Source organism: Thiopseudomonas denitrificans, from assembly GCF_002866065.1.
In the GTDB taxonomy this organism is placed as follows: domain Bacteria; phylum Pseudomonadota; class Gammaproteobacteria; order Pseudomonadales; family Pseudomonadaceae; genus Thiopseudomonas; species Thiopseudomonas denitrificans.
On sequence record NZ_LNJZ01000001.1, the window covers coordinates 52,825 to 76,260 of the forward strand.

Annotated in this window: 24 protein-coding genes and 3 tRNA genes; 21 read left to right on the plus strand and 6 right to left on the minus strand. The window is 59.9% G+C overall.

Translation table 11 applies throughout. The annotated features are described in order from the left end of the window. The first annotated feature begins 159 nt into the window (after nucleotides 1–159). From AR306_RS00215 to AR306_RS00225, 3 genes are all read left to right on the plus strand, one after another. Nucleotides 160–235 (plus strand) — tRNA-Asn (locus tag AR306_RS00215). Between the two features lie 5 nt (nucleotides 236–240). Continuing rightward, a tRNA-Pro gene (locus AR306_RS00220) sits at nucleotides 241–317 on the plus strand. 5 nt (nucleotides 318–322) lie between these two features. Next, a tRNA-Lys gene (locus tag AR306_RS00225) sits at nucleotides 323–397 on the plus strand. Between the two features lie 148 nt (nucleotides 398–545). Here AR306_RS00225 and ispA read toward each other — a convergent pair. The 3 genes from ispA to ppa form a co-directional block, all read right to left on the minus strand. Further along, nucleotides 546–1,448, minus strand: coding sequence for a (2E,6E)-farnesyl diphosphate synthase (ispA, locus tag AR306_RS00230; RefSeq protein WP_101495539.1), 903 nt, complete (start codon nucleotides 1,446–1,448; stop codon nucleotides 546–548). After that, nucleotides 1,432–1,710 (minus strand): exodeoxyribonuclease VII small subunit, encoded by a 279-nt coding sequence (locus AR306_RS00235; RefSeq protein WP_101495540.1) that lies wholly within the window; start codon nucleotides 1,708–1,710, stop codon nucleotides 1,432–1,434. The genes ispA and AR306_RS00235 overlap by 17 nt, the downstream gene beginning before the upstream one ends. Nucleotides 1,711–1,773: 63 nt before the next feature. After that, nucleotides 1,774–2,301: an inorganic diphosphatase gene (gene ppa, locus AR306_RS00240; protein WP_101495541.1), complete on the minus strand. Its 528-nt coding sequence runs from the start codon at nucleotides 2,299–2,301 to the stop codon at nucleotides 1,774–1,776. A 193-nt stretch (nucleotides 2,302–2,494) separates the two neighbouring features. Here ppa and mpl point away from each other — a divergent pair, with 193 nt between their 5' ends. The 11 genes from mpl (at nucleotide 2,495) to trpC (ending at nucleotide 14,132) form a co-directional block, all read left to right on the plus strand. Next, nucleotides 2,495–3,853: a UDP-N-acetylmuramate:L-alanyl-gamma-D-glutamyl-meso-diaminopimelate ligase gene (gene mpl / locus AR306_RS00245; RefSeq protein WP_101495542.1), complete on the plus strand. Its 1,359-nt coding sequence runs from the start codon at nucleotides 2,495–2,497 to the stop codon at nucleotides 3,851–3,853. Between the two features lies 1 nt (nucleotide 3,854). Then, a complete protein-coding gene (gene ubiX, locus AR306_RS00250) occupies nucleotides 3,855–4,466 on the plus strand; it encodes a flavin prenyltransferase UbiX (protein ID WP_101495543.1) in 612 nt (203 codons plus the stop codon). Nucleotides 4,467–4,874: 408 nt separating this feature from the next. Next, a complete protein-coding gene (gene purE / locus AR306_RS00255; RefSeq protein WP_101495544.1) occupies nucleotides 4,875–5,366 on the plus strand; it encodes a 5-(carboxyamino)imidazole ribonucleotide mutase in 492 nt (163 codons plus the stop codon). A 3-nt stretch (nucleotides 5,367–5,369) separates the two neighbouring features. Continuing rightward, nucleotides 5,370–6,458, plus strand: coding sequence for a 5-(carboxyamino)imidazole ribonucleotide synthase (locus AR306_RS00260; protein ID WP_101495567.1), 1,089 nt, complete (start codon nucleotides 5,370–5,372; stop codon nucleotides 6,456–6,458). 48 nt (nucleotides 6,459–6,506) lie between these two features. Further along, the gene (locus AR306_RS00265) at nucleotides 6,507–7,712 is read left to right on the plus strand and encodes an HD-GYP domain-containing protein (RefSeq protein WP_101495545.1); all 1,206 of its coding nucleotides are present in this window, start codon (nucleotides 6,507–6,509) and stop codon (nucleotides 7,710–7,712) included. Nucleotides 7,713–7,732: 20 nt separating this feature from the next. Beyond that, nucleotides 7,733–8,407, plus strand: a complete 675-nt coding sequence (gene rpe / locus AR306_RS00270) for a ribulose-phosphate 3-epimerase (protein WP_101495546.1) — start codon at nucleotides 7,733–7,735, stop codon at nucleotides 8,405–8,407. After that, the gene (locus AR306_RS00275; RefSeq protein WP_101495547.1) at nucleotides 8,404–9,090 is read left to right on the plus strand and encodes a phosphoglycolate phosphatase; all 687 of its coding nucleotides are present in this window, start codon (nucleotides 8,404–8,406) and stop codon (nucleotides 9,088–9,090) included. The genes rpe and AR306_RS00275 overlap by 4 nt, the downstream gene beginning before the upstream one ends. A gap of 249 nt (nucleotides 9,091–9,339) precedes the next feature. After that, nucleotides 9,340–10,812, plus strand: coding sequence for an anthranilate synthase component I (gene trpE / locus AR306_RS00280; RefSeq protein WP_101495548.1), 1,473 nt, complete (start codon nucleotides 9,340–9,342; stop codon nucleotides 10,810–10,812). A 474-nt stretch (nucleotides 10,813–11,286) separates the two neighbouring features. Then, complete coding sequence (locus tag AR306_RS00285; protein ID WP_101495549.1) at nucleotides 11,287–12,273, plus strand: diaminopimelate dehydrogenase; 987 nt, start codon at nucleotides 11,287–11,289, stop codon at nucleotides 12,271–12,273. A gap of 9 nt (nucleotides 12,274–12,282) precedes the next feature. Continuing rightward, complete coding sequence (gene trpD / locus AR306_RS00290; RefSeq protein WP_101495550.1) at nucleotides 12,283–13,329, plus strand: anthranilate phosphoribosyltransferase; 1,047 nt, start codon at nucleotides 12,283–12,285, stop codon at nucleotides 13,327–13,329. After that, nucleotides 13,326–14,132 carry an indole-3-glycerol phosphate synthase TrpC gene (gene trpC, locus AR306_RS00295; RefSeq protein ID WP_101495551.1) on the plus strand — a complete coding sequence of 269 codons (807 nt, stop codon included), beginning with the start codon at nucleotides 13,326–13,328 and terminating at the stop codon, nucleotides 14,130–14,132. The genes trpD and trpC overlap by 4 nt, the downstream gene beginning before the upstream one ends. Before the next feature lie 78 nt (nucleotides 14,133–14,210). Here the strand turns inward: trpC and AR306_RS00300 are convergent, their stop codons facing one another. Next, nucleotides 14,211–14,723 carry a hypothetical protein gene (locus AR306_RS00300; RefSeq protein ID WP_101495552.1) on the minus strand — a complete coding sequence of 171 codons (513 nt, stop codon included), beginning with the start codon at nucleotides 14,721–14,723 and terminating at the stop codon, nucleotides 14,211–14,213. 143 nt (nucleotides 14,724–14,866) lie between these two features. Here AR306_RS00300 and coaE point away from each other — a divergent pair, with 143 nt between their 5' ends. Further along, on the plus strand, nucleotides 14,867–15,478 hold the full coding sequence (gene coaE, locus AR306_RS00305) for a dephospho-CoA kinase (protein ID WP_101495553.1): 612 nt from the start codon (nucleotides 14,867–14,869) through the stop codon (nucleotides 15,476–15,478). Then, a complete protein-coding gene (gene yacG, locus AR306_RS00310; RefSeq protein ID WP_101495554.1) occupies nucleotides 15,475–15,654 on the plus strand; it encodes a DNA gyrase inhibitor YacG in 180 nt (59 codons plus the stop codon). Before coaE ends, yacG begins: the two co-directional genes overlap by 4 nt. 12 nt (nucleotides 15,655–15,666) lie before the next feature. On the opposite strand, the gene AR306_RS00315 is transcribed toward yacG, so the two are convergent. Beyond that, on the minus strand, nucleotides 15,667–16,332 hold the full coding sequence (locus AR306_RS00315) for a 7-cyano-7-deazaguanine/7-aminomethyl-7-deazaguanine transporter (RefSeq protein WP_101495555.1): 666 nt from the start codon (nucleotides 16,330–16,332) through the stop codon (nucleotides 15,667–15,669). A 173-nt stretch (nucleotides 16,333–16,505) separates the two neighbouring features. Here AR306_RS00315 and AR306_RS00320 point away from each other — a divergent pair, with 173 nt between their 5' ends. Together AR306_RS00320 and AR306_RS00325 are read left to right on the plus strand one after the other, a co-directional pair. Beyond that, entirely contained in the window at nucleotides 16,506–18,302 is a 1,797-nt protein-coding gene (locus tag AR306_RS00320; protein WP_101495556.1) for an ATP-binding protein, read from the plus strand. After that, complete coding sequence (locus AR306_RS00325) at nucleotides 18,302–19,672, plus strand: sigma-54-dependent transcriptional regulator (protein WP_101495557.1); 1,371 nt, start codon at nucleotides 18,302–18,304, stop codon at nucleotides 19,670–19,672. The genes AR306_RS00320 and AR306_RS00325 overlap by 1 nt, the downstream gene beginning before the upstream one ends. A 58-nt stretch (nucleotides 19,673–19,730) precedes the next feature. Here the strand turns inward: AR306_RS00325 and AR306_RS13265 are convergent, their stop codons facing one another. Next, nucleotides 19,731–19,895: a hypothetical protein gene (locus AR306_RS13265; RefSeq protein ID WP_166627904.1), complete on the minus strand. Its 165-nt coding sequence runs from the start codon at nucleotides 19,893–19,895 to the stop codon at nucleotides 19,731–19,733. Nucleotides 19,896–20,035: 140 nt separating this feature from the next. On the opposite strand from AR306_RS13265, the gene AR306_RS00335 reads away from it, so the two are divergent. From AR306_RS00335 to dctM, 3 genes are all read left to right on the plus strand, one after another. Then, entirely contained in the window at nucleotides 20,036–21,028 is a 993-nt protein-coding gene (locus AR306_RS00335; RefSeq protein ID WP_101495559.1) for a TRAP transporter substrate-binding protein, read from the plus strand. A gap of 186 nt (nucleotides 21,029–21,214) precedes the next feature. After that, a complete protein-coding gene (locus AR306_RS00340) occupies nucleotides 21,215–21,847 on the plus strand; it encodes a TRAP transporter small permease (RefSeq protein ID WP_101495560.1) in 633 nt (210 codons plus the stop codon). 6 nt (nucleotides 21,848–21,853) lie between these two features. Continuing rightward, nucleotides 21,854–23,134, plus strand: a complete 1,281-nt coding sequence (gene dctM, locus AR306_RS00345; RefSeq protein ID WP_101495561.1) for a C4-dicarboxylate TRAP transporter large permease protein DctM — start codon at nucleotides 21,854–21,856, stop codon at nucleotides 23,132–23,134. Nucleotides 23,135–23,436: the final 302 nt, after the last annotated feature.

Consider the following 23,436-nt stretch of genomic DNA (forward strand, 5'->3'; position numbering starts at 1 on the left):
CCAAGTTTACCGCTTGTCGCGTCAGCTTTGCACTTGCCAGGCCGGTTGTGACAGCGAATCAAACAAATTTTGCGAAAAGCCTTGACGGCAATCGAATGTCTGGTAATATAGCGCGCCATCAGCAGGCAACAACGCAACAAGGTTGCTTGATGATTCAGTTCCGCGATAGCTCAGTCGGCAGAGCACACGACTGTTAATCGTTAGGTCCCTGGTTCGAGCCCAGGTCGCGGAGCCAAATTTCGGGGTATAGCGCAGTCCGGTAGCGCGCCTGCTTTGGGAGCAGGATGTCGGGAGTTCGAATCTCTCTACCCCGACCATATATGGGTCGTTAGCTCAGCGGTAGAGCAGTTGGCTTTTAACCAATTGGTCGCAGGTTCGAACCCCGCACGACCCACCATACAAGAAACGCCCAGTACATAGTGCTGGGCGTTTTTTTATGTTCAATAAAGGGGCGCAGGCTCGCCTGTCGCTGTAGGTGCGAATTTATTCGCACAAAACCGGGCGTGTAATTTTTGCGAATAAATTCGCACCTACAGAGAGCGGACTCAGTGTGAGCGTTGCACGATGTAGTCGGCCAGCTGTCGCAGGATGTCGGCCTTGTCGTCAAAAACCTCCAGTGCCTGCAGGGCGTCGTTGCGCAACTGCCCGGCATAGGTGCGGGCCTGTTCCAGACCCAGCAGGGCCGGATAGGTGGACTTGTCGTGCTGCAAGTCGCTGCCTTGCTGCTTGCCCAGGGTTTCCGTATTGCTGACCACATCAAGAATGTCGTCCTGCACCTGGAACGCCAGGCCGATGGCATCGGCATAGCGGGTCAGGGCAGCCAGTGCGCGGTCATCGGCCCGGCCGCTGGCCAGAGCGCCCAGCTGTACGCTGGCGCTGATCAGGGCGCCGGTCTTGTGCCGGTGCATGCGCTCGAGATGAGACTGGTCGACACGCTGGCCGGTAGCGGCGAGATCTATCGCCTGTCCGCCGACCATGCCGGCGGCGCCGGAAGCGCGGGCCAGGAGCCTGATCATCTGCAGGCGGTTGCTGTCGTCAGCCGGAGCCAGCTTGTCATCACTGAGCACTTCGAAAGCCAGGGTTTGCAGGGCATCACCGGCAAGGATGGCACTGGCCTCGTCGAAAGCGATATGAGTGGTGGGTTGTCCGCGTCTCAGATTGTCGTCATCCATGGCCGGCAAGTCGTCGTGCACCAGCGAGTAGGCATGAATGAGCTCGACGGCGCAGGCCGGGGCGATGGCGTCCTGTGCCTGGCCTTCGAGAGCCAGGCAGCTGGCCATGACCAGTAGCGGGCGAACCCGTTTGCCACCATTCATCACGCTATAGCGCATGGCCTGGTAAAGGCGCTGCATGTCGGGATGGGGGGCGACAAACATCTGCTCCAGTGCCGGATTGATGTGTTTGTCACAGAATGTCTGGAAACGGTGCAGCTCAGAAGGGAATGTCATCGGATTTGCTACCGGTGCGGCTTGGGGAAACATCATCCTGCAGAGGTGCTTCCTGCAGTTCACCATTCTGCTCCAGCAACATGGTGATGCGTTGCCGGGCATTATCAAGGGCTTGCTGGCAATCGCGGGTAAGCCCGATGCCTTTTTCAAACGCCTGCAGTGCTTCATCCAGGCCCAGGTCGCCGCTTTCCAGCTGCTCGACAGTGGCTTGCAGGGTGTTGAGTGACTGTTCAAAATCAAAAGGCTGTTTCTTGGTGGTCATGCCGGCTGCCTGTCAATGATCTGTATGAAAAAGCCGGCAACTGGGCCGGCTTTTGTCTGGCGGTTACTTGCCGAATGCGGCAACAGCCCTGGTGATGGCGTCGCGGGCGGCGGCGGCATTGTCCCAGCCTTCCACCTTGACCCACTTGCCTTTTTCCAGGTCCTTGTAGTTCTCGAAGAAATGCTTGATCTGCTCCAGCAGCAGTGCGGGCAGGTCGGTGTATTCGTGAATGTCGTTGTACAGCTGGGTCAGCTTTTCGTGGGGAACGGCAATTAGCTTGGCATCGCCACCGGCTTCGTCGGTCATGTTCAGCACACCGACGGCGCGGGCGCGAATCACGGAGCCCGGAGCAACCGGATAGGGTGTTACCACCAGCACATCCAGCGGGTCGCCGTCATCGGCCAGGGTGTTGGGGATGAAGCCGTAGTTGGCCGGGTAGAACATCGGGGTGGCCATGAAACGGTCAACCATCAGGCAGTCGATTTCGGTGTCGACTTCGTACTTGATGGGTGCGTGGTTGGCAGGAATTTCGATGATGACGTTGATGTCGCCAGGCAGGTCTTTGCCGGCAGGAACCTTGCTGTAGCTCATGAGGGAGTCCGTGTCTGAGTAAAATGTGCCGGAATTATAATGGCAGCCACGGTTAAAGACAAAGGCTCTCTGGCCATGCCGCTGGCTGTATGTGAGGCGGCCGACATGTTGCGCACAGCCAAACAATAAAAACTCGGGTAGACTTGAAACGACTGCCGCAGGCTTTCATTTTTGCATGCTGATAGAGACAAACATGACCAAACACATCCACATATTGGGTATCTGCGGAACCTTCATGGGCTCGCTGGCGATACTGGCCAAGCAGCTGGGTTACCGGGTTACCGGCTCCGACGCCAATGTATACCCGCCGATGAGTACCCAGCTTGAGCAGCAGGGCATCGGTCTGATGCAAGGCTATCTGCCGGAACACCTGCAGCCTGCACCGGACCTGGTGGTGATCGGCAATGCCCTGTCGCGCGGTAACCCGGCAGTGGAGCATGTGCTGAACTCCGGCCTGGCCTATGTGTCCGGCCCGCAATGGCTGGCCGAGCATGTCCTGCAGGGAAAATGGGTGCTGGCGGTGGCCGGAACCCATGGCAAGACCACCACCTCGAGCATGCTGGCCTGGATCCTGGAGCATGCCGGCATGCAGCCGGGCTTCCTGATCGGCGGTGTGCCGCAGAATTTTGGTGTATCGGCGCGGCTGGGTGAAACGGATTTTTTCGTGGTCGAGGCCGATGAATATGACAGCGCTTTCTTCGACAAGCGCTCCAAGTTTGTCCATTACCGGCCGCGCACGCTGGTGATGAACAATATGGAGTTTGATCATGCCGACATCTTTGCCGATCTGGCGGCGATCCAGACCCAGTTTCATCACCTGCTGCGCACCGTGCCCGGTAACGGGCTGGTGATCCATCCGCAAGCTGATACCGCGCTGCAACAAACCCTTGAGCGCGGTTGCTGGACGGAGCGCCAGACCACCGGCGCGCAGGGTCAGTGGCGCGCGCAGCGGCACTGTGCTGATGGCAGCGACTTCAGCGTGATGCATGAGGGCATTGAGCAGGGGCGGGTGCAGTGGGGCCTGACGGGAGAGCACAATGTGGCCAATGCGCTGGCAGCCATTGCCGCTGCACGGCATGTTGGCGTTTTGCCGGAGCAGGCGGCCGCAGCGCTGTCACAGTTTGGCAGCGTCAAGCGGCGCATGGAGTTGCTGGCGGACAGCCGGGGCGTGCGCCTGTATGACGATTTCGCCCATCATCCGACGGCCATTGCCACTACTCTGGAGGGGTTGCGCAACCAGGTGGGAGACGAGCAGATCATTGCCGTGATCGAACCCCGTTCCAACTCGATGAAGCTTGGTGCCCACCGTGAGGGGCTGGCCCCGTCAACCGCAGCGGCCGACCAGGTGCTCTGGTTTGCTCCGCCGGGTTTGGGCTGGGACTTGGCCGCTGCGGTGCAGGATGCTCCGGTACCGACGCAGGTGCTGAATGATGTGGACGCCATTGTTGCCGAGGTGTTGCGTTTGCGCCGGCCGGGTACTCATGTGGTGCTGATGAGCAACGGGGGCTTTGCCGGCTTGCCGCAACGTCTCAGGTACGAGCTGGAGGGCTGAGATGAGTGGTCCGCAACAAGTCACCCTGGCCATGACCGGTGCTTCCGGTGCCCTGTATGGCCTGCGCTTGCTGGACTGCCTGGTGCAGGAAGAGCGCGAGGTGCATTTTCTGGTCTCGAAGGCGGCATTGCTGGTGGCAGCCACCGAGACCGATGTCCGCCTGCCGCCACGGGCGCAGGACATGCAGCATTTTCTGACCGAATACACCGGCGCGGCCGATGGGCAGATCCGGGTGCATGGCCTGGAGGACTGGATGGCGCCGGTGGCGTCCGGCTCGGGTGCGCCGGCGGCGATGGTGGTGGTGCCCTGTTCCATGGGAACCTTGTCGGCGATTGCCACGGGCGCGAGCAACAACCTGATCGAGCGTGCAGCCGACGTGGCACTGAAAGAGCGTCGCCAGCTGATTCTGGTACCGCGCGAGGCACCGTTTTCCAGCATTCACCTGGAAAACATGCTCAAGCTGAGTCAGGCCGGTGCCGTGATTCTGCCGGCTTCGCCGGGTTTCTATCACCAGCCGGAGTCGGTGGATGACCTGGTCGATTTCGTTGTCGCCCGCATCCTCAACCTGCTGCAGGTCCCGCAGGACATGCTGCCGAGGTGGGGGGAGGGGTAGGTTTTTGTTACGTGCTGCGTGTGTTTTGGTTTCATGCAGATGGTTCCGGAGTGTTGGTCACTTCGCACTGGGTTGGGGTGGAGAGATGATGCCGACCTGTAGGTCCGGATTTATCCGGACAAACCCGGCAACGCCGGGTAGCTAGAGGGAGGTGTGCGAATAAATTCGCACCTGCAGCTGTCTGGTGCATGTATACGATTGCGGCGTGTTTGTTCTACCCTTGGTCCGCTGATACTTGCAGCTAGCCAGCAAAAAACATCCTGACCTGTGCATGCCGCGTCGCTTCCAGTATAATGGCAGCTTTATTTTCGCAACCACGCTACCGGAAAACAGGATGCCCATGATTTTCGGGCGTGGTTTATTGTTTGGGCTGTAACACAGGCAGCCAACCCGCAAGAGGCATAGCAGATGAGCGCACTGGTCGGCGTCATCATGGGGTCCAAATCAGACTGGTCCACCATGAGCCACACCGTAGAAACCCTTGAAGCCCTTGGCATTCCCCATGAAGTGCAGGTGGTCTCTGCCCACCGCACGCCGGACCTGCTGTTTGCCTATGCCGAACAGGCCCATGAGCGGGGCATCCGGGTGATCATCGCCGGTGCCGGCGGTGCCGCCCATTTGCCAGGCATGTGTGCTTCCAAGACCCATCTGCCGGTGCTGGGCGTGCCGGTGCAGTCTTCCATGCTGTCGGGTGTCGATTCGCTACTGTCGATCGTGCAGATGCCGGCTGGCGTGCCGGTGGGTACCCTGTCGATTGGACGGGCCGGTGCCGTCAACGCTGCGCTGTTGGCGGCCAGCATGCTGTCGGCGGATAACGAAGCCATCCGCAACGCGCTGCTCGGCTACCGCGAGCAGCAGACGCAAAACGTACTGGACAATCCCGACCCGCGCGAGGCCTGAATGATGAAAGTCGGTGTGATTGGTGGCGGCCAGCTTGGCCGCATGCTGGCATTGGCCGGCACGCCGCTGGGCATGGAATTCAGCTTTCTTGATCCGGCGGACGATGCCTGCGCCGCTCCGGTCGGCAAACACCTGCATGCCGCCTACGATGCGCAGGCCGAGCTGCAGCAGCTGGCGCAGAGCATGGATGTGGTCACTTTCGAGTTCGAGAACGTACCCGCTGAGGCGGTGGCCTATCTGGCGCAGCATGTGCCGGTGTTTCCCAATGCGGAATCCCTGCGCGTCGCCCGTGATCGTCTTAATGAGAAATCCATGTTCCGCGAGCTGGACATTCCGGTTACCGCCTTTGCCAATGTCGAGTCGCAGCAGCAGCTCGACGAGGCGGTGGCAGCCATGGGTCTGCCCGCCATTCTGAAAACCCGCACCCTGGGTTACGATGGCAAGGGCCAGAAAGTCCTGCGTAGTACCGATGATGTGGCCGGTGCCCATGCCGAGCTGGGTGGCGTGCCCTGCTTGCTGGAAGGCTTTGTCAATTTTACCGGCGAAGTCTCGGTAATTGCCGTACGTGGCCGGGATGGTGAAATTGCCTGCTATCCGCTGGCGCACAACACGCACAAGGACGGTATCCTTGAGCTGTCGGTGGCCAGCGACAACCACCCGCAGCAGGCGCTGGCCGAAGACTATGCCCGTCGCGTGCTGGAAAAGCTGGATTATGTCGGTGCGCTGGGCTTCGAATTTTTCGAGGTGGACGGCGGCCTGATGGCCAACGAGATCGCGCCGCGGGTGCATAACTCCGGTCACTGGACCATTGAGGGTGCCGAGTGCAGCCAGTTCGAGAATCATCTGCGAGCCATTGCCGGTTTGCCGCTGGGCAGTACCGCACTGGTCGGGCGCAGTGCGATGGTCAATTGCATTGGCCGAATGCCCGCCAATGCGCAGGTGATGCCGCTGGCCGATGTCCACGTGCACAATTACGGCAAGGCGGAGAAACCGGGGCGCAAGGTAGGCCATATCACGCTGCGCAGCCAGACGGAAGAACGGTTGCGCCAGGCTATCGAGAGCACACGCAGGCTGTTGTCTGGCCTCGAATAGGAAAATTTGCACGCCGGGCATGGCATGAACCCGGCTGCAGGTGAGCACATGCTGAAAAAAATTCCCGTATCCCGGGTCATCCTGGGCATGTATGTTCACGAACTCTGTGGTTCGTGGATGGATCATCCGTTCTGGAAAAGCGGCTTTGTCCTTGACGATCCGCATGATCTGGAACGTCTGCAGAAAAGCTCGGTCACCGAAATCTGGATTGATCCATCCAGAGGGCTGGATACCATTGAGGGTGAAACCAGCGAGCAGGCCAGTGCGCGCAGCGAGCTGGTGCTGCGCGAGGTGGCACAAAAGCCGGTGAAAGAGAACATTGCTGACGAGCTGCGCCGGGCGACGAAAATTTACGAGCGCAGCAAGGAAGCTGTCACCAGCATGTTCAACGAAGTGCGCATGGGGCAGGCCATCAACAGCGAGCAGACCCAGATGGTGGTCACCGAGATCACCCAGTCGGTGCTGCGGCACCCCAATGCCCTGCTCAGTATTGTGCGCATCAAGCAGGCCGATGAGTACACCTACATGCACTCGGTGGCGGTCAGTGCCCTGATGATCGCACTGGCACGCCAGCTTGATTTCGGTGACGAGGAAGTGCACGAAGCCGGGATGGCCGGCCTGCTGCATGACGTCGGCAAGATGGCAATTGATGATGCCATCCTCAACAAGCCCGGCAGCCTGACCGATGACGAGTTTGACCAGATCAAGCGCCACCCCGAATTTGCCGTGCGCTACCTGCAAAAAGGCAGCGAGCCCATTTCCCGGGCAGTGCTGGAAGCCTGTTATTCACACCATGAAAAAATCGATGGCAGTGGCTACCCCCGGGGCCTCAAGGATGAGCAGATCAGCATTCTGTCGCGCATGGCTGCGGTGTGTGACGTGTACGATGCGCTGACCTCCGACCGGCCGTACAAAATGGGCTGGGGGCCGTCGGAGACGATCCAGCGCATGGCCCAGTGGAATGGTCATTTCGATGCACGGATTTTTCAGGCGTTTGTCCGCAGCGTCGGCATTTACCCGATTGGCTCGCTGGTCAGGCTGAAAAGTGGCCGGCTGGCGGTGGTCATCGAACAGAACGAAAAATCCTTGCTGGTTCCCAGGGTCAAGGTGTTCTATTCCACCCGTTCCAACATGCATATCGAGCGTGAAGTGGTCAATCTGGCAGCACCGCATTGCAGTGACGCGATTGCCGCCCGTGAATCCAGGGAAGACTGGGACTTCAAGGATCTCGATGAGCTGTGGCGGGAACAGTAAAATTTCAGTGTGAGGTATTCATGCAACCCTTTGTTATTGCTCCATCCATTTTGTCTGCAGACTTTGCCCGGCTGGGCGAGGACGTCGACCGGGTCCTGGCGGCCGGTGCCGATTTTGTCCACTTCGACGTGATGGACAACCACTATGTGCCGAACCTGACCATCGGCCCGATGGTGTGCAGCGCGTTGCGCAAGTATGGAGTGACAGCGCCCATCGACGTCCACCTGATGGTCAGCCCGGTGGACCGCATCATCGGTGATTTCATCGACGCCGGTGCCAGTTACATCACCTTTCATCCCGAAGCCTCCGCGCACGTCGATCGCTCGTTGCAGCTGATCCGTGATGGCGGCTGCAAAGCCGGCCTGGTATTCAACCCGGCCTCGTCGCTGGAGGTGCTCAAATATGTACTGGACAAGGTGGACATGGTGCTGTTGATGAGCGTCAACCCCGGTTTTGGCGGTCAAAAATTCATCCCCGGCACCCTCGAAAAACTGCGTGAGGCCCGTGCGCTGATCGATGCCAGCGGCCGTGACATCCGGCTGGAAGTGGATGGTGGCGTCAATGTGCAGAACATCCGCGCGATTGCCGAAGCAGGAGCCGATACCTTTGTTGCCGGTTCGGCGATTTTCAATACGCCGGACTACAGCCAGGTAATTGCACAGATGCGTGACGAACTGGCACAGGCATGCTCATGAAGGCGTTACACCGGCTGTATGAAGGGAATTTGCCACAATTGGTGATGTTCGACCTGGATGGCACGCTGGTTGATTCGGTGCCTGATCTGGCGGTGGCCGTTGACGATATGCTGCTGCAACTGGGCCGGACCCCGGCGGGAGTCGGGCGTGTACGGCACTGGGTCGGCAACGGTGCCATGGTGCTGGTGCGCCGGGCTCTGGCGGGTGGCATGGAGCATTCCGTAGTCGATGACGCCGAGGCTGAGGCGGCGCTGCCGCTATTCATGGAAGCTTACGCCAATGCCAACGGCCACACCGTGCGCTATCCCGGCGTGCTGGAATGCCTGCAGGCGTTGCGTGCCGCTGGTGTGCGGCTGGCGCTGATCACCAACAAGCCGGAACGCTTCATTCCCGATTTGTTGCGCGAGCAGCAGCTGGACGGCTTTTTCAGCTGGATTGTCGGTGGTGACACATTGCCGCGCCGCAAGCCCGAGCCGGACGGCTTGCTGTGGGTGATGCAGCAGGCTGGTGTTACGGCCGCGCACAGCCTGTTTGTCGGTGATTCGCGCAATGACATTCTCGCCGCCCGCGCCGCCGGTGTGGCGTGTGCCGCATTGACCTACGGTTACAATCATGGCGAGGATATCGCCCTGCACCAGCCCGATCTGATCATCGATAATCTGCAGGAGCTGGTGGCTGGTTGAGGCCGCCGGGCTGGTCCCGGCACCACAGCCACATTGCCACTTGCGTGCCAGGCAGCGCTGCGTTAAGGTTTGACAACCCAAAACTCAACAAAGGTTCTTTGTGGTGAACACAGACAACCCGGCTTCAACACCCGTCTGCTTTACGGTCTGGCACCGCTGGCGCTGCTGCGCCTGATATCTTCCCCTGTCGCTCCGGCGACCCGTCCCCCTGTGCATTCTCTTTTGCCACCTCAACTTGAGGCTTTTGCCATGACCGAAGAACAGTTTTTGCAGCTGGCCGCCCAAGGCTATAACCGTATCCCGCTGTCGCGCCAGACCCTGGCCGACTTCGATACCCCCCTGTCGATTTACCTGAAACTGGCCGATGCGCCCTGGTCCTATCTGCTTGAGTCGGTCCAGGGCGGCGAGAAGTGGGGGCGTTACTCGATTATCGGTCTGCCCAGCCGCACCCGCCTGAGCGTGACCGGCAAGCAGGTCAGTATCATGGATGGCGAACAACTGCTGGAGCAGCACGAGTGTGAGGACCCGCTGGCGTTTGTCGAGGAGTTCAAGGAGCGGTATCGCGTGGCCGGGTTGCCCGGGCTGCCCCGCTTCAATGGCGGTCTGGTTGGCTATTTTTCCTACGATACCGTGCGTTATGTCACGCCGGAGGTGGCGGATTGCCCCAATCCCGATCCGCTGGCGACACCGGACATCCTGTTGTTGGTATCCGAAGCGGTGGTGGTGTTTGATAACCTGGCCGGCACCCTGCACCTGATCGTGCTTGCCGACCCGCAGCAGCCGGATGCCTATGCCAATGGCATGGCGCAGCTGGACCGGCTCGGCGAGAGCCTGCGTCAGCCACTGACCCCGCGCCCAGGGGTTGACCTGAGCCAGTCACAGTTGCCCGAGCCGGCTTTCGAGTCCAGTTTCAGTCGTGAAGCCTTTGAGCGTGCGGTTGAGCATATCCGGCAAGACATCGCCGCCGGCGACAGTTTGCAGGTGGTGATTTCGCAGCGCATGTCGGTGGATTTCAAGGCTGCGCCGATCGACCTGTACCGTGCGCTGCGCTGCTTCAACCCGACCCCTTACATGTATTTCTTCAATCTTGACGGCTTCCATGTGGTTGGCAGCTCGCCGGAAGTGCTGGTGCGGGTTGATGACGGGCAGGTCACCGTGCGGCCGATTGCCGGGACCCGTCCGCGTGGTGCCACCGAGGAGCTGGACCTGGCGCTGGAGCGCGAACTGCTGGCTGACCGCAAGGAGTTGTCCGAGCACGAGATGCTGATCGACCTGGGCTGTGATGATGTGGCGCTGGTGGCTGATCCGGCAAGCGTGCAGGTCACCGAGCGCATGGTGATCGAGCGTTATTCCAACGTCATGCATATCGTGTCCAACGTCACCGGCAGGCTGCGCCCGGAACTGACCGCCATGGATGCGCTGAAAGCCATCCTGCCAGCGGGAACCCTGTCTGGCGCACCCAAGGTTCGCGCCCTGCAGCTGATCGACCAGCTGGAACCGGTCAAGCGCGGTATTTATGGCGGTGCCGTCGGTTACTGGGCATGGAACGGTAACATGGACATGGCAATTGCCATCCGTACGGCCATCATCAAGGACCGGGTTTTGCATGTGCAGGCCGGAGCAGGCATAGTGGCCGACTCGAAGCCGGCCAATGAATGGGAAGAAACCCTCAACAAGCGCCGGGCCATGTTCAAGGCGGTGGCACTGGCGCAGGGGGAGTGATTTTTTTGGCGTGAAACCAGGTTGTGGATATGTGTTGGCGTCAGCGGGGTACAGGCTCCGCAGGGGCGCTGCAAGTACATCCATGTAAGCTCCCTGTCGCCATCCATGGCGACAAAGCCCTGCTCCACCTGCACCCCGCTGACGCTACAAGCTCCGTGCATTGGGCAGCTTTCACGCCGTGGGGTGGGAGGGGAAGGTGGTGGCGGCTGGCGCGATGTTTCAGGCGCGTCCGGCAGGGTGGAGTAAAGCGTGGGCGGCATGGATGCCGCCCTTGAGCCTACAAGGCAGTTTTTTGCTCCTGCAAAAACTGCATTTCCGCCATCCATGGCGGCCAGATGTACTTGCGGCGGCTTTACGTAACCCTGCCGGATGCGCAAGGCACTGTTTTTTATACAAACCGTTTCGCCAGCATAAAACTCAGATGACACCTGATAGACAAGATTCAAACTTAAATACAGACGACAAGGCATCAAGATGACAAACCGAATTCGAGTGGGCATTACCGGCTATGGCAACCTTGGCCGTGGTGTGGAGGCGGCGATTGCGCAGTCTCCCGACATGAGACTGGTTGGCGTGTTCAGCCGTCGTGATCCGGCCGGTGTGCAGCTGCTGGACAGCGAAGTGCCGGTGTATTCCATTGATCGGACCGAGGAGTTCACCGACGAGATTGACGTGATGATCCTGTGCGGTGGTTCCAAGTCCGATTTGCCGGAGCAGGGGCCTTATATGGCCGGTCTGTTCAATGTGGTGGACAGCTATGACACCCATGCCAGCATTCCCGAATACTATGCCAGCGTTGATCAGCCGGCCCGTGAATCAGGCCATGTCTATCTGTTGTCCAGCGGCTGGGACCCGGGTCTGTTCTCCATCAATCGCCTGATGGGCGAGGCGATCCTGCCCGAGGGTGAAACCTACACCTTCTGGGGCAAGGGCCTGAGCCAGGGGCATTCCGATGCCGTGCGCCGGGTGCCCGGCGTCAAGGGTGGCGTGCAGTACACCATTCCGTCCGAAACTGCCATCGAGCGTGTCCGCAGTGGCCAGCTGCCGCAGCTGGAAACCCGCGACAAGCATGTACGCGAGTGCTATGTGGTGCTGGAGGAGGGGGCCGATGCCAACGCAGTGCGTCATGCCATTGTCAGCATGCCGGCCTACTTTGCCGACTACGATACCACTGTACACTTCATCGACGAGGCCACGCTGAAGGCGGAGCACGGTGCCATGCCGCATGGCGGTTTTGTCATCCGCAGCGGCAAGACTGGCCAGGATAATGATCAGGTCATGGAGTTTTCCCTGAAGCTGGGCAGCAACCCCGAGTTTACCGCCAGCGTGCTGGTGGCTTACGCTCGTGCGGTACACCGGCTGGCCCGCCTGGGCGATATCGGGGCCAAAACCGTTTTCGATGTTGCACCGGGGTTGCTGTCACCGAAAAGCCCGGCGCAGCTGCGCAAAGAACTGTTGTAAGGAGTTGTCATGGATATCAAAGAAGCCCTGAACTGGGTGGTCGGCAACCTGGATCTGAGCACGGAACAGATGGCCGGCGTGATGCGCCAGATCATGACCGGGCAGTGTACCGATGCGCAAATCGGCGGCTTTCTGGTCGCCCTGCGCATGAAAAGCGAAAGCATTAACGAGATCGTCGGGGCGGTCCAGGTGCTGCGCGAGCTGGTCGAGCCGGTACAGATTGACGCTCCCCATCTGGTCGACACTTGCGGTACCGGCGGTGACGGCATGAATATCTTCAACGTCTCGACTGCCGCGGCCTTTGTGGTGGCAGCCGCTGGCGGCCATGTGGCCAAGCACGGCAACCGTGCGGTGTCCGGTAAAAGCGGCAGTGCCGACCTGCTGGATGCGGCAGGCGTCTATCTGGACCTGACCCCGGAACAGGTTGCACGCTGCATTGAAACCGTCGGTGTCGGCTTCATGTTTGCCCCGGCCCACCATGGTGCGATGAAGCACACCGTGGGCCCGCGGCGTGAACTGGGCATGCGTACCCTGTTCAACATTCTTGGGCCGATGACCAACCCGGCCCGGGTCAAGCGCCAGGTGATTGGCGTATTCAGCAAGCAGCTGTGCCGGCCGATGGCCGATGTCCTGCAGCGATTGGGCAGCGAGCACGTGATGGTGGTGCACGCCCAGGATGGCATGGACGAGATCAGCCTGGGTGCGCCGACCCATGTCGCCGAGTTGAAAGATGGCGAGGTACGCGAGTACCGTATCCAGCCGGAAGACTTCGGCATCGACAGCCAGTCGCTGATCGGCCTCGAAGTGGATGGTGCGCAGGCATCTTTCGAACTGATTCGTGATGCGCTGCACAAGCGTGAATTGCCCTATGCGCACAAGGCTGCTGAAATGATCAGCCTGAATGCCGGTGCCGCGCTCTATGTCGGCGGTATTGCCGGCACTCTCAAGGAAGGCGTCGAGCGTGCCCATGACACCATCTACACCGGGCTGGCGCTGGAAAAGCTGACCGAGCTGATATCCTTTACCTCAGTCTTCAAGCAGGAGTTCAAGGCATGAGCATTCCTACCGTTCTGGAAAAAATTGTCGCCCGCAAGCGTGAGGAGGTGGCCCAGCGCCGCACCATCGTCGGGCTGGATGAACTGGAGCGGCAGGCGACAGCGGCCGACCCCGTGCGCGGTTTTGCCGCCGCCCTGCAGGAAAGGGTGGCAAACCGCCAGCCGGCGGTGATTGCCGAGATCAAGAAGGCCTCACCCAGCAAGGGTGTGCTGCGTGAGGATTTCCAGCCGGCAGAGATTGCCAAAGGCTACGCTGCGGCCGGTGCGGCCTGTCTGTCGGTGCTGACCGATATCGACTTTTTCCAGGGTGCCGACCGCTACTTGCTGGAAGCCCGTGCGGCCTGTGCGCTGCCGGTGATCCGCAAGGACTTCATGATCGATCCCTACCAGATCGTCGAGGCGCGGGCGCTGAATGCTGATTGTGTCCTGCTGATTGCTGCCTGCCTGGACGACGGCCAGCTGCAGGAGCTGGCGGCTGTGGCACAAGAGCAGGGGCTGGATGTGCTGGCCGAGGTGCACAATGCCGAAGAGCTGGAACGCGTGCTGGACGTGCTGGATACGCCGCTGATTGGCATCAACAACCGTGACCTGCATACCTTTGAGGTTTCGCTGGCCACCACGCTGGATTTGCTGCCACGGATTCCCAGGGAGCGGCTGGTGATTACTGAAAGCGGTATCCTGCAGCGGGCCGATGTCGAGCTGATGCACATCAATAATGTCTATGCGTTTCTGGTTGGCGAGGCATTCATGCGGGCCAAGGAGCCGGGCAGCGAGCTCAAGCGGTTGTTTTTCAATCGCGGGTGATGCTGTTCAAACTGGATGCCCCCCCGGTGTTTGCAGCACCGGGGCATGGGTTATACGCACAGGCCGGGGAATAGCAGGTCAGCGCTGCAATTCCCTGACCAGGTAGGACAGGGCCCTGGCCAGTTCGCTGGCGGCAGCCGGGTGGCGGACGATGCCGAGCAGCGGCTCGCGCTGGCTGTCATGCAGGATGACGCAGTCCACAGCGCTGCGTTCGCAGCGATAACTGAAAAACGGATTCATGCCGTACAGCTGCAGAACTTGATGGCTGACACTGATGCCGCCTTCTGCATCTCGCCGCTCCTGGCGGACCTGCAGTGTGCCCGGCCGTGGTGCCTGGATGCTGTAGAAAACATCTTCGGGGCGGGGCTGACCGACCTGGTAGCCCCTGAGTAGTGCGTGCTCACTGAGCAGACTGTTGATTTGCGCCTGCAGTGCAGTCCGGTTATCGCTGGCTGCATGTTGTTTTTTCAACCGGTTCAGGTACTGTTCCCGTTCTGTGTTTTCGATGGCAGGTTCGGCCGCAGCCGACAGGGCTGGCAGTCCGGCCTGGACGAAAAAGACAGTGATGGCGAGAAACAAAGCGCGCAGCATGGCAAGTGTCCTTGTCAAAATGACCAGTGGGAGTTGGCAAGCATAGGTCATTTGGCCTGTAAAGTGCCAGATGCTGTGGCCGGATGTGACCGGTTGCGCAGTTGTTGGCGGTGCCTGGGCAAACTTTATTTGGAGTGACTGATATGCAGACTCCCTGGCTGGTTGGCCTGACCGGCGGTATCGGCAGCGGCAAAAGTGCAGCCGCTGCCCGCTTTGCGGCGAGCGGTATCCATGTGGTGGACGCTGATGATGCGGCCCGCTGGGTGGTTGAGCCGGGCCAGCCCGGGTTGGCGGGGCTGGTCGGGCGCTTTGGTCGCGCAGTGCTGCAGCCGGACGGCCGGCTGGACCGTGCCGCTTTGCGCCGGCAGATTTTTTCCGATCCGCGACAGCGCCTGTGGGTCGAGCAGCTGTTGCACCCGCTGGTCCGCCAGGCGATTGCCGATAATCTGGCCGGTGCGCAATCGGAATACGCGGTGCTGGTATCGCCGTTGCTGATCGAGCGGGGCCAGTACCGGCAGGTGCAGCGGGTCTTGGTGGTGGATGTTCCCGAAGCGCTGCAGCTGCAACGGGTATTGCAGCGTGACGGTGGCGATGAGGCACAGGCGCGGGCCATTTTGCAGGCACAGCTGTCGCGCGAGGAACGACTGCGCCATGCTGACGATGTCATTCACAACACCGGCAGCCTGCAGGAGCTGGAAACACGGGTGCTGCAACTGCACCAGCAATATTTACAGATGGCACGAGGTATGGCATGACACACAGAAAAGCGGCACTGATCAATTGTCCGACCTGCGGCAAGGAGCAGGTCTGGAGTGCCGATAACCCGTGGCGGCCGTTTTGCAGCGAACGTTGCCGCTTGATTGATTTTGGGGCCTGGGCCAACGAGGAACACAGCATTCCGGTCGATCCGGAACTGGATGAGTTTGATTGACTTCCGGCCGCTTCAGACTTGCCGGCGGCACGGGGCGCGCCGCTGGTGTCCACTCAGGCGCAACAGTGCGTTGAGCAGGATGCCGTAGAGCGGGATGAAGAGCATCAGGCTGATCACCAGCTTGATCACGTAATCGACCCAGGCGATTTCGACCCAGTGTTCGGCCATGAACGGGTTGCTGCTGTGCCAGAAGGCGACGCTGAAAAACACCAGGGTGTCCAGCAGGTTGCCGAAGATGGTCGAGGCTGAAGGGGCGATCCACCATTGCGGCAGGCGGCGCAAGCGGTCAAAAACCTGGATGTCGACAAGCTGACCGACCGCGTAGGCAGCAAAGCTGGCCAGCGAGATGCGCAGCACGAACAGGTTGAGGCTGGCCAGCGCCGCCCAGCCATTGAAGTTGCCTTCATGAAACAGGGTCGAGACCAGATAAGAGGCCAACAGTGCCGGCAGCATCACCCAGGCAATCACCCGGCGGGCCGGTTGCTTGCCGAGCAGACGCACGGTCAGGTCGGTGGCCAGAAAAATGAACGGAAAGCTGAGGGCGCCCCAGGTGGTTTGCCAACCGAACAGCTGCATCGGGAACTGCACCAGATAGTTGCTGGCAATGATGATGAAAACGTGAAAGCCGATCAGAGCGGCCAGGGCAGCGCGCGTGCGTGCCGAATCCATGATGGACATCTGCAATAGCCTTTTTAAACGGGGTTAGGGAACCCGGGTGAAAGACGAGGGGGGTGATAAAGGGGTCAGNTTAAACTTCCCCTTATCTTACCTGATTAAATGTACCTGCTCCCCGTTCCTGACTAACATAGACGTATTTTGCGGGCAGGCCCGTACGCTTTTGTGGAGAACCCATGCCGTCCCTGTTGTTGCGCTGGCGCTTTTTCGTGATTCTGGCACTGTCGATGCTGGTGCTGCTGTGGCCCCTGCACGGGTTGGTCCAGGCTTATTATTTTGATGGCCTGCAGCGGAAAAACAGCCAGACCCTCGACCTGTTTGCCGCCAACCTGACCGGCACCCTCAAACAGTACGAAATCCTGCCGCAAATTCTGGGCCGCCTGCCCGAGGTGCATAACGCGCTGCTCAATCCGCAACGAAGTGAAACGCTGGAGGCGGCCAACCACCTGCTTAATCGCATGCAGCAACAGACCCGTGCCGACGTGGTGTATCTGCTGGATACCCGCGGCACCGCAATTGCCGCTTCCAACTGGCAGCACGAGCGCAGTTTTGTCGGCCACAATTTCTCCTTCCGGCCGTATTTTTTCGAGGCCATGGCGCAGCGCACTGGCACCTTTTTCGGGCTGGGCAACATCTCGCTCAAGCGCGGCTACTATTTTGGCAACGCCGTGTATGTCGATGAGACAGTGGTTGGCGTGCTGGTGGTCAAGGTGGATTTGGACTTCACCGAAAGCCTGTGGGGCAATACACCCGAACGCCTGATGGTGACCGATAACAATGGCGTGGCCATACTGTCGTCTGAACCGGGCTGGCTGTTCCGGGCCAGTCGCGCATTGACAGACGGGGAGCTGGCACAGATTGCCGAGCATCAGCCCTATGCCAGCCGGGAGCCGGAAAGGCTGGAATTGTCCGGCAGCCAGTGGTTGCGTTTCGACAAGCAGCTGGAGAAAACCGGCTGGACGGTCAGTGTACTGGTGCCGCGCCAGGAACTGGTGGTGCAGGTGCAAACCGCGATGGCGGTGGTAACGGCCAGCATGCTGGCGCTGCTGCTGGTACTGGGCCTGTTGATGCAACGCCGCCGCCATTATCTGGAACGCATCGAGATGGATGCCAGCGCTCGTACCGAACTGGAGGGACGGGTGCAACAGCGTACGCTGGACTTGCAAACCCTCAACCAGCGTCTGCGTGACGAGGTGCTGGAGCGGGAAAACACCCGCCAGGCGCTGGTGCGCACCCAGGACGAACTGGTCCAGGCCGGCAAGCTCAGCGCGCTGGGCGTGATGTCCGCCAGCATCAGCCACGAGTTGAACCAGCCACTGGCGGCGATACGCAGTTATGCCGACAATGCCAGGATTTTCCTGCAACAACAGCGCCTGCCGGAAGTGGCCGGTAACCTTGTGCTGATCACCACACTGACCGAACGCATGGCATCCATCATCGAACATCTGCGTGCCTTTGCCCGGCGTGACCCGCAGGCGTCGGAGCATGTTGCCCTGCAACCGGCGATCGAGGATGCGCTGGCATTGCTGGCCAGCCGCAGCCACGGTTTGCAACTGGATATCGTGCGTGATATCCCTGATGCCACCCTGTGGGTGGAGGCAGGCGAAACCCGCTTGCGGCAGGTGCTGGGCAATTTGCTGAGCAACGCCCTGGATGCCCTGGGCGAGCGGCAGGCGCCGCGCACGCTCAGCCTGAGTACCCGGTTTGTTGATGGTTGGGTCTGCCTGCAGATTCGCGATAATGGCCCGGGCTTTAGCCGTGAAGCATTGCAGCAGGCACGTGAACCGTTTTTTACCACCAAAACCAGCGCCCGCGGCCTGGGTTTGGGGCTGGCTATTTGTGATGCAGTCGTCAAATCCCTGGGTGGCCGGCTCGAGTTTGCCAATAACCCGGACGGTGGTGCGTGCGTCGAGCTGTATCTGAAACCGATTGTCTCCAGCGTCAATCTGGAAGCCCGGGAGGACATTGTCTGATGTTGAAATTTGCGCCTGATACCGAGGTCCTGTTGCTGGATGATGACGAGCACTTGCGTACCGCCTTGTGCCAGACGTTCGAGCTGGCCGGCATTCGCGTGCAGGCCCAGGGCTCGGCCGAAGGCCTGCTTGATGCGCTGCCGGCGCAGTGGCCGGGTGTGGTGGTGAGTGACATCCGCATGCCGGGCATGGACGGCCTGCAGTTGCTGGACGAACTGGCCGGGATAGACGCGCAGTTGCCGGTGTTGCTGATTACCGGGCATGGCGATGTTCCGCTGGCGGTGCAGGCAATGCGTGCCGGGGCCTATGATTTTTTACAGAAACCCTTTGCCAGCGACCTGCTGCTGGACAGTGTGCGCCGCGCGCTGGATGTACGCCGTCTGGTGCTGGAAAACCGCCAGCTGCGCATGGCACTGGCCGGGCAACAGCAGCTGGGCGAGCGCCTGCTCGGCCATTCGGTAGCTGCACGGCGCTTGCGCCAACAAGTGCAGGCGCTGGCACCGCTGCCGGCCGATGTGCTGATTCTGGGCGAGACCGGTAGCGGCAAGGAGGTTGTGGCACGTACCCTGCATGATCTGTCGCCCAGATGCAACGCGCCCTTTGTGGCGATCAATGCCGGAGCATTGGCCGAGTCGGTGATTGAAAGTGAACTGTTTGGCCACGAGGCGGGTGCCTTTACCGGCGCACAGAAAAAGCGCATCGGCAAATTCGAGTATGCCCAGGGCGGTACCATTTTCCTCGACGAAATCGAGAGCATGAACCCCGAGGTGCAGGTCAAATTGTTGCGCCTGCTGCAGGAGCGGGTGGTTGAGCGGGTTGGCTCCAATCAGCTGATTCCGCTGGATATCCGTGTGATTGCAGCAACCAAGGAAGATCTGCTGCTGGCCGCAGACGAAGGCCGTTTTCGTGCCGACCTGTATTACCGGCTGAATGTCGCCCAGATACAGATACCGCCTTTGCGTGAACGCCAGGACGATATTCTGCCCCTGTTTACCCATTTCATGGGCCAGGCCTGCCAGAAATACCAGATTGCCGAGCCGGAGCTGCCGGCGGTCAAGCGGGTGCTGCTGCTGGGCCATGACTGGCCGGGCAACGTGCGCGAACTGCAAAATGCTGCCGAGCGTTTTGCCCTCGGGCTGGATCTGGCCATCAGCACTCCCTTGCAGGATCTGGCCGGCAAGGAAGGTCTGCCGCTGCCACAACAGGTGGAAGCGTTTGAGCGCGCATTGATCGCCGCCGAACTGGCACGTGAACACTCCTCGTTGCGCGAAGTTGCCGAAGCCTTGCAGATTCCGCGCAAGACCCTGCATGACAAAATCCGCAAATACGGGCTGGATCAGTCATCGGTTGGCGGAAACCCGCCTGGCTGATTCCGCATTTGGCGGAAATCCGCCGCTTTGGGCGTCCTTTTAACCACCCTGGCTCCGGTCATTCAATGCCGGCAAGCATGTTGACGGCCGGTTCTGGAGTTGTGCCAACCGCTTCGAGCTCTACATCCTGCGCAAGCCACGCGACGCCGGGGCTGCGACTTGCAGCTGGCATGACTGTGCTTGCCGCGCTCATGCTTTCTTCGGCTCCGGTCTTGAAAGACATAAAACACCCTGTACGACCTTGGTATGGTTGTTGCTCTGGTGGTTTGTTTTTTGCATCGAGAAACATTCGCGAGCCGAGGCTCTGCAGTAACAACAAAATCCGGCGAAACATCGCCCTGTTTGAGCAAGAGGAAGTCCAACATGTTGAAAACCACCGTCAAGGCCCTGGCCTGTGCTGTGACCATTGGTCTGGCCGGCATGGCCACCGCCGCTGAACCCATTGTCATCAAGTTCTCCCACGTAGTTGCCGAGCACACGCCGAAGGGGCAGGGTGCGCTGATGTTCAAGCAGCTGGCCGAAGAGCGTCTGCCGGGCAAAGTGAAGGTCGAGGTCTATCCCAACTCCTCGCTGTTTGGTGACGGCAAGGAAATGGAAGCCCTGCTGATGAACGACGTGCAGATCATTGCGCCATCACTGGCCAAGTTCGAGCACTACTCCAAGGCCATCCAGATTTTCGATCTGCCGTTCCTGTTTGACGACATCGATGCCGTTGACCGCTTCCAGAAAGGCCCGGTCGGCCAAGAGCTGCTGACCACCATGGAAGACAAGGGCATTACTGGCCTGGGCTACTGGCACAATGGCCTGAAGCAGCTGTCGGCCAACAAGTCGCTGCTGGAGCCGAAAGACGCCCGTGGCCTGAAGTTCCGCGTACAGGCGTCTGCCGTACTGGAAGAGCAGTTCAAGGCGATACGTGCGGTGCCGCGCAAGATGAGCTTCGCCGAGGTTTATCAGGGCCTGCAGACCGGTGTGGTCAACGGTGCCGAGAACCCGTACTCCAACATCTACTCGCAGAAAATGCACGAAGTGCAGAAGTACATCACCGAGTCCAACCACGGCCTGCTCGACTACATGGTGATCACCAACACCAAGTTCTGGAACGGACTGCCTGAAGACGTGCGCACCGAGCTGCGTGCCATCATGGACGAAGTCACCGTTGACGTGAACAAGCATGCCAACGAGCTGAACGAGCGCGACAAGCAGTCCATCCTGGCTGCCGGCAAAACCGAGATCCAGTACCTGACTCCCGAACAGCGCCAGAAGTGGCGTGATGCGATGGCCCCGGTGTGGAAGAAGTTTGAAGGTGAAATTGGTGTCGAACGCATCAAGGCCGCCCAGGAAGCCAACCAGCAATAAGGTTTGACGGCCTTGCCGTTGCGCACAGCAACAGCCCCAGCGGCAAGGCCAGAACCGGAAACGAATACGCCCGTTCCAGCCAGGACGGGCGTATTGCCTGCCAGGCATGGCTTGCAAAACACCTAGATGTATCCGGGTCTTTTGCAAGAAATCCCTGAAATACACATCTAGAAACTGGAGAAACCCATGAAAGCCCTATTCAGGATATGGGACCGCTTCGAGGAGGCATTCATTGTCTTCCTGCTGGCGGCGATGACCCTGGTGGCCTTTGTCTACGTCATGCTCAACAACCTCTACGGCATGTTTTATGCAATGGCTGAATGGTTCGGTGAGGACTCGAAGCTGCAGGCAATGTTTTACAGCATTGGTGATTTCATCATGGATGGTGCCCAGGCCATGACCTGGAGTAATGCGCTGACCAAGGCGCTGTTTGCCTGGTTGATCTTTTTCGGCATTGCCTATGGTGTCAGGGTGGGGGCGCACATTGGCGTGGATGCGCTGGTCAAGTTGGCACCGCGCCATATCCAGCGCGTCATCGGTTTCGTTGCGGTAAGCATTTGTCTGGGATACGCGGGCCTGATGACTGTTGCCAGCTATCGCTGGGTCGACACCCTGATGACGCACCACATCGGTGCTGACGACCTGGGTCAGTTCGGCATTGCCCAGTGGCACATCAATCTGATCGTTCCGGTCAGCTTCGCCCTGGTGTTCATCCGTTTTCTGGAAATTTTCGTGCGTATCCTGCGTGACGAACAAACCGGCCTGGGCCTGGCGGATGAAGCTGCCGATGCCATGAAACTGTCAGACGCCAAGGAGTAACGCGACATGACCATTCCATTTCTGTTCCTGGCGCTGTTCCTGCTGATGTTTCTCGGCACGCCGGTGGCCGTATCCCTCGGCCTGGCCGGCTCGCTGACCATTTTGCTGTTCAGCCCCGACTCGGTCAGCTCGCTGGCCATCAAACTGTTTGAAACCAGTGAGCACTACACCCTGCTGGCGATTCCGTTCTTCCTGCTGGCCGGTTCCTTCATGACCACCGGCGGCGTGGCCCGCCGGCTGATCGACTTTGCCAACGCCTGTGTCGGCCACATCCGTGGTGGCCTGGCGATCGGCGCGGTACTGGCCTGCATGCTGTTTGCCGCACTGTCCGGCTCCAGCCCGGCGACTGTGGCTGCGGTGGGTTCCATTGCCATTGCCGGCATGGTGCGTTCCGGTTATCCGCAGCCGTTCGCTGCCGGTATTGTCGCCAACGCCGGTACCCTGGGCATCCTGATCCCGCCCTCGGTGGTAATGGTTGTGTACGCCGCCGCCACCGAAACTTCGGTCGGCAGCCTGTTCATGGCAGGGGTGGTGCCGGGCCTGATGCTTGGTGGTGCGCTGATGGTGGCGATTTACATCATCGCGGTGAAAAAGAACCTGCCGGCCATGCCGCGCGCCACCATGCGCCAGTGGCTGAGTAGTGGCCGCAAGGCGGTCTGGGGCTTGCTGCTGATGGTGATCATCCTCGGCGGCATCTACTCCGGCATGTTTACCCCGACCGAAGCCGCAGCGGTAGCGGCGGTGTATTCGGCCTTTATCGCGATTTTTGTCTACAAAGACATGCGTTTTCGTGACAGTCACAAGGTGGTTCTGGAGTCGGCCAAGCTCAGCATCATGCTGATGTTCATCATTGCCAACGCCATGCTGTTTGCTCACGTATTGACCACCGAGCAGATTCCGCAGCAAATTACCGCTGCCGTGGTTGAAGCGGGTCTGTCACCCTGGATGTTCCTGCTGGTGGTGAACATCGTGCTGCTGATTGCCGGTGCCTTCATGGAGCCGTCAGCGATCATCCTGATCCTGGCGCCGATCCTGTTCCCGATCGCCGTGCAGCTGGGGATCGACCCGATCCATCTGGGTGTGGTGATGGTGGTGAACATGGAGATCGGCATGATCACGCCGCCGGTCGGGCTCAACCTGTTCGTCACCTCGGCGGTGACGGGCATGCCGGTAACCAGCGTGATCCGCGCGGCCATGCCATGGCTGAGCATCCTGGTAGTATTCCTGATCCTGATCACCTACATTCCGTCGATCGCGCTGTTCCTGCCAAGAGCGCTGGGGATGTAGCGCAGGCGAACGCCTTTCCCGAAACCGGTCCGCGCAAGCGGGCCGGTTTTTTTGTTTCGGCTCCGGGGAAAGTGGAAAAACAGGCAAAGTTCTGCCAAATGTAGAATTGCTCCGATGTGACTTGCATCAAGGCGGGTGCGAAAAAATGTCGCATATAATCGGGCCGTATTTTAGCCAGGACAATTTGCCATGTTGTATTTCTCCGGCATGCGTGCCCTTGCGGGACGCGGGTTTGGTGTTTTTTTTGGCTTGCTGCTATTGTTGTGTACCGGGTTGGCCCTTGCAGAACCGCCCAGTGCGCT

Bases quoted from the DNA above. Each gene is read 5' to 3' on its own strand.
- purE (WP_101495544.1), top strand. From the start codon at position 4,875: ATGAGCGCACTGGTCGGCGTCATCATGGGGTCCAAATCAGACTGGTCC.
- AR306_RS00260 (WP_101495567.1), top strand. From the start codon at position 5,370: ATGAAAGTCGGTGTGATTGGTGGCGGCCAGCTTGGCCGCATGCTGGCA.
- dctM (WP_101495561.1), top strand. From the start codon at position 21,854: ATGACCATTCCATTTCTGTTCCTGGCGCTGTTCCTGCTGATGTTTCTC.
- AR306_RS00275 (WP_101495547.1), top strand. From the start codon at position 8,404: ATGAAGGCGTTACACCGGCTGTATGAAGGGAATTTGCCACAATTGGTG.
- AR306_RS00320 (WP_101495556.1), top strand. From the start codon at position 16,506: ATGCCGTCCCTGTTGTTGCGCTGGCGCTTTTTCGTGATTCTGGCACTG.
- trpE (WP_101495548.1), top strand. From the start codon at position 9,340: ATGACCGAAGAACAGTTTTTGCAGCTGGCCGCCCAAGGCTATAACCGT.
- AR306_RS00335 (WP_101495559.1), top strand. From the start codon at position 20,036: ATGTTGAAAACCACCGTCAAGGCCCTGGCCTGTGCTGTGACCATTGGT.
- ispA (WP_101495539.1), bottom strand. From the start codon at position 1,448: ATGACATTCCCTTCTGAGCTGCACCGTTTCCAGACATTCTGTGACAAA.
- AR306_RS00285 (WP_101495549.1), top strand. From the start codon at position 11,287: ATGACAAACCGAATTCGAGTGGGCATTACCGGCTATGGCAACCTTGGC.
- AR306_RS00325 (WP_101495557.1), top strand. From the start codon at position 18,302: ATGTTGAAATTTGCGCCTGATACCGAGGTCCTGTTGCTGGATGATGAC.
- AR306_RS00265 (WP_101495545.1), top strand. From the start codon at position 6,507: ATGCTGAAAAAAATTCCCGTATCCCGGGTCATCCTGGGCATGTATGTT.
- ubiX (WP_101495543.1), top strand. From the start codon at position 3,855: ATGAGTGGTCCGCAACAAGTCACCCTGGCCATGACCGGTGCTTCCGGT.
- AR306_RS13265 (WP_166627904.1), bottom strand. From the start codon at position 19,895: ATGTCTTTCAAGACCGGAGCCGAAGAAAGCATGAGCGCGGCAAGCACA.
- yacG (WP_101495554.1), top strand. From the start codon at position 15,475: ATGACACACAGAAAAGCGGCACTGATCAATTGTCCGACCTGCGGCAAG.
- trpC (WP_101495551.1), top strand. From the start codon at position 13,326: ATGAGCATTCCTACCGTTCTGGAAAAAATTGTCGCCCGCAAGCGTGAG.
- AR306_RS00235 (WP_101495540.1), bottom strand. From the start codon at position 1,710: ATGACCACCAAGAAACAGCCTTTTGATTTTGAACAGTCACTCAACACC.
- trpD (WP_101495550.1), top strand. From the start codon at position 12,283: ATGGATATCAAAGAAGCCCTGAACTGGGTGGTCGGCAACCTGGATCTG.
- mpl (WP_101495542.1), top strand. From the start codon at position 2,495: ATGACCAAACACATCCACATATTGGGTATCTGCGGAACCTTCATGGGC.
- AR306_RS00300 (WP_101495552.1), bottom strand. From the start codon at position 14,723: ATGCTGCGCGCTTTGTTTCTCGCCATCACTGTCTTTTTCGTCCAGGCC.
- AR306_RS00315 (WP_101495555.1), bottom strand. From the start codon at position 16,332: ATGTCCATCATGGATTCGGCACGCACGCGCGCTGCCCTGGCCGCTCTG.
- ppa (WP_101495541.1), bottom strand. From the start codon at position 2,301: ATGAGCTACAGCAAGGTTCCTGCCGGCAAAGACCTGCCTGGCGACATC.
- AR306_RS00340 (WP_101495560.1), top strand. From the start codon at position 21,215: ATGAAAGCCCTATTCAGGATATGGGACCGCTTCGAGGAGGCATTCATT.
- rpe (WP_101495546.1), top strand. From the start codon at position 7,733: ATGCAACCCTTTGTTATTGCTCCATCCATTTTGTCTGCAGACTTTGCC.
- coaE (WP_101495553.1), top strand. From the start codon at position 14,867: ATGCAGACTCCCTGGCTGGTTGGCCTGACCGGCGGTATCGGCAGCGGC.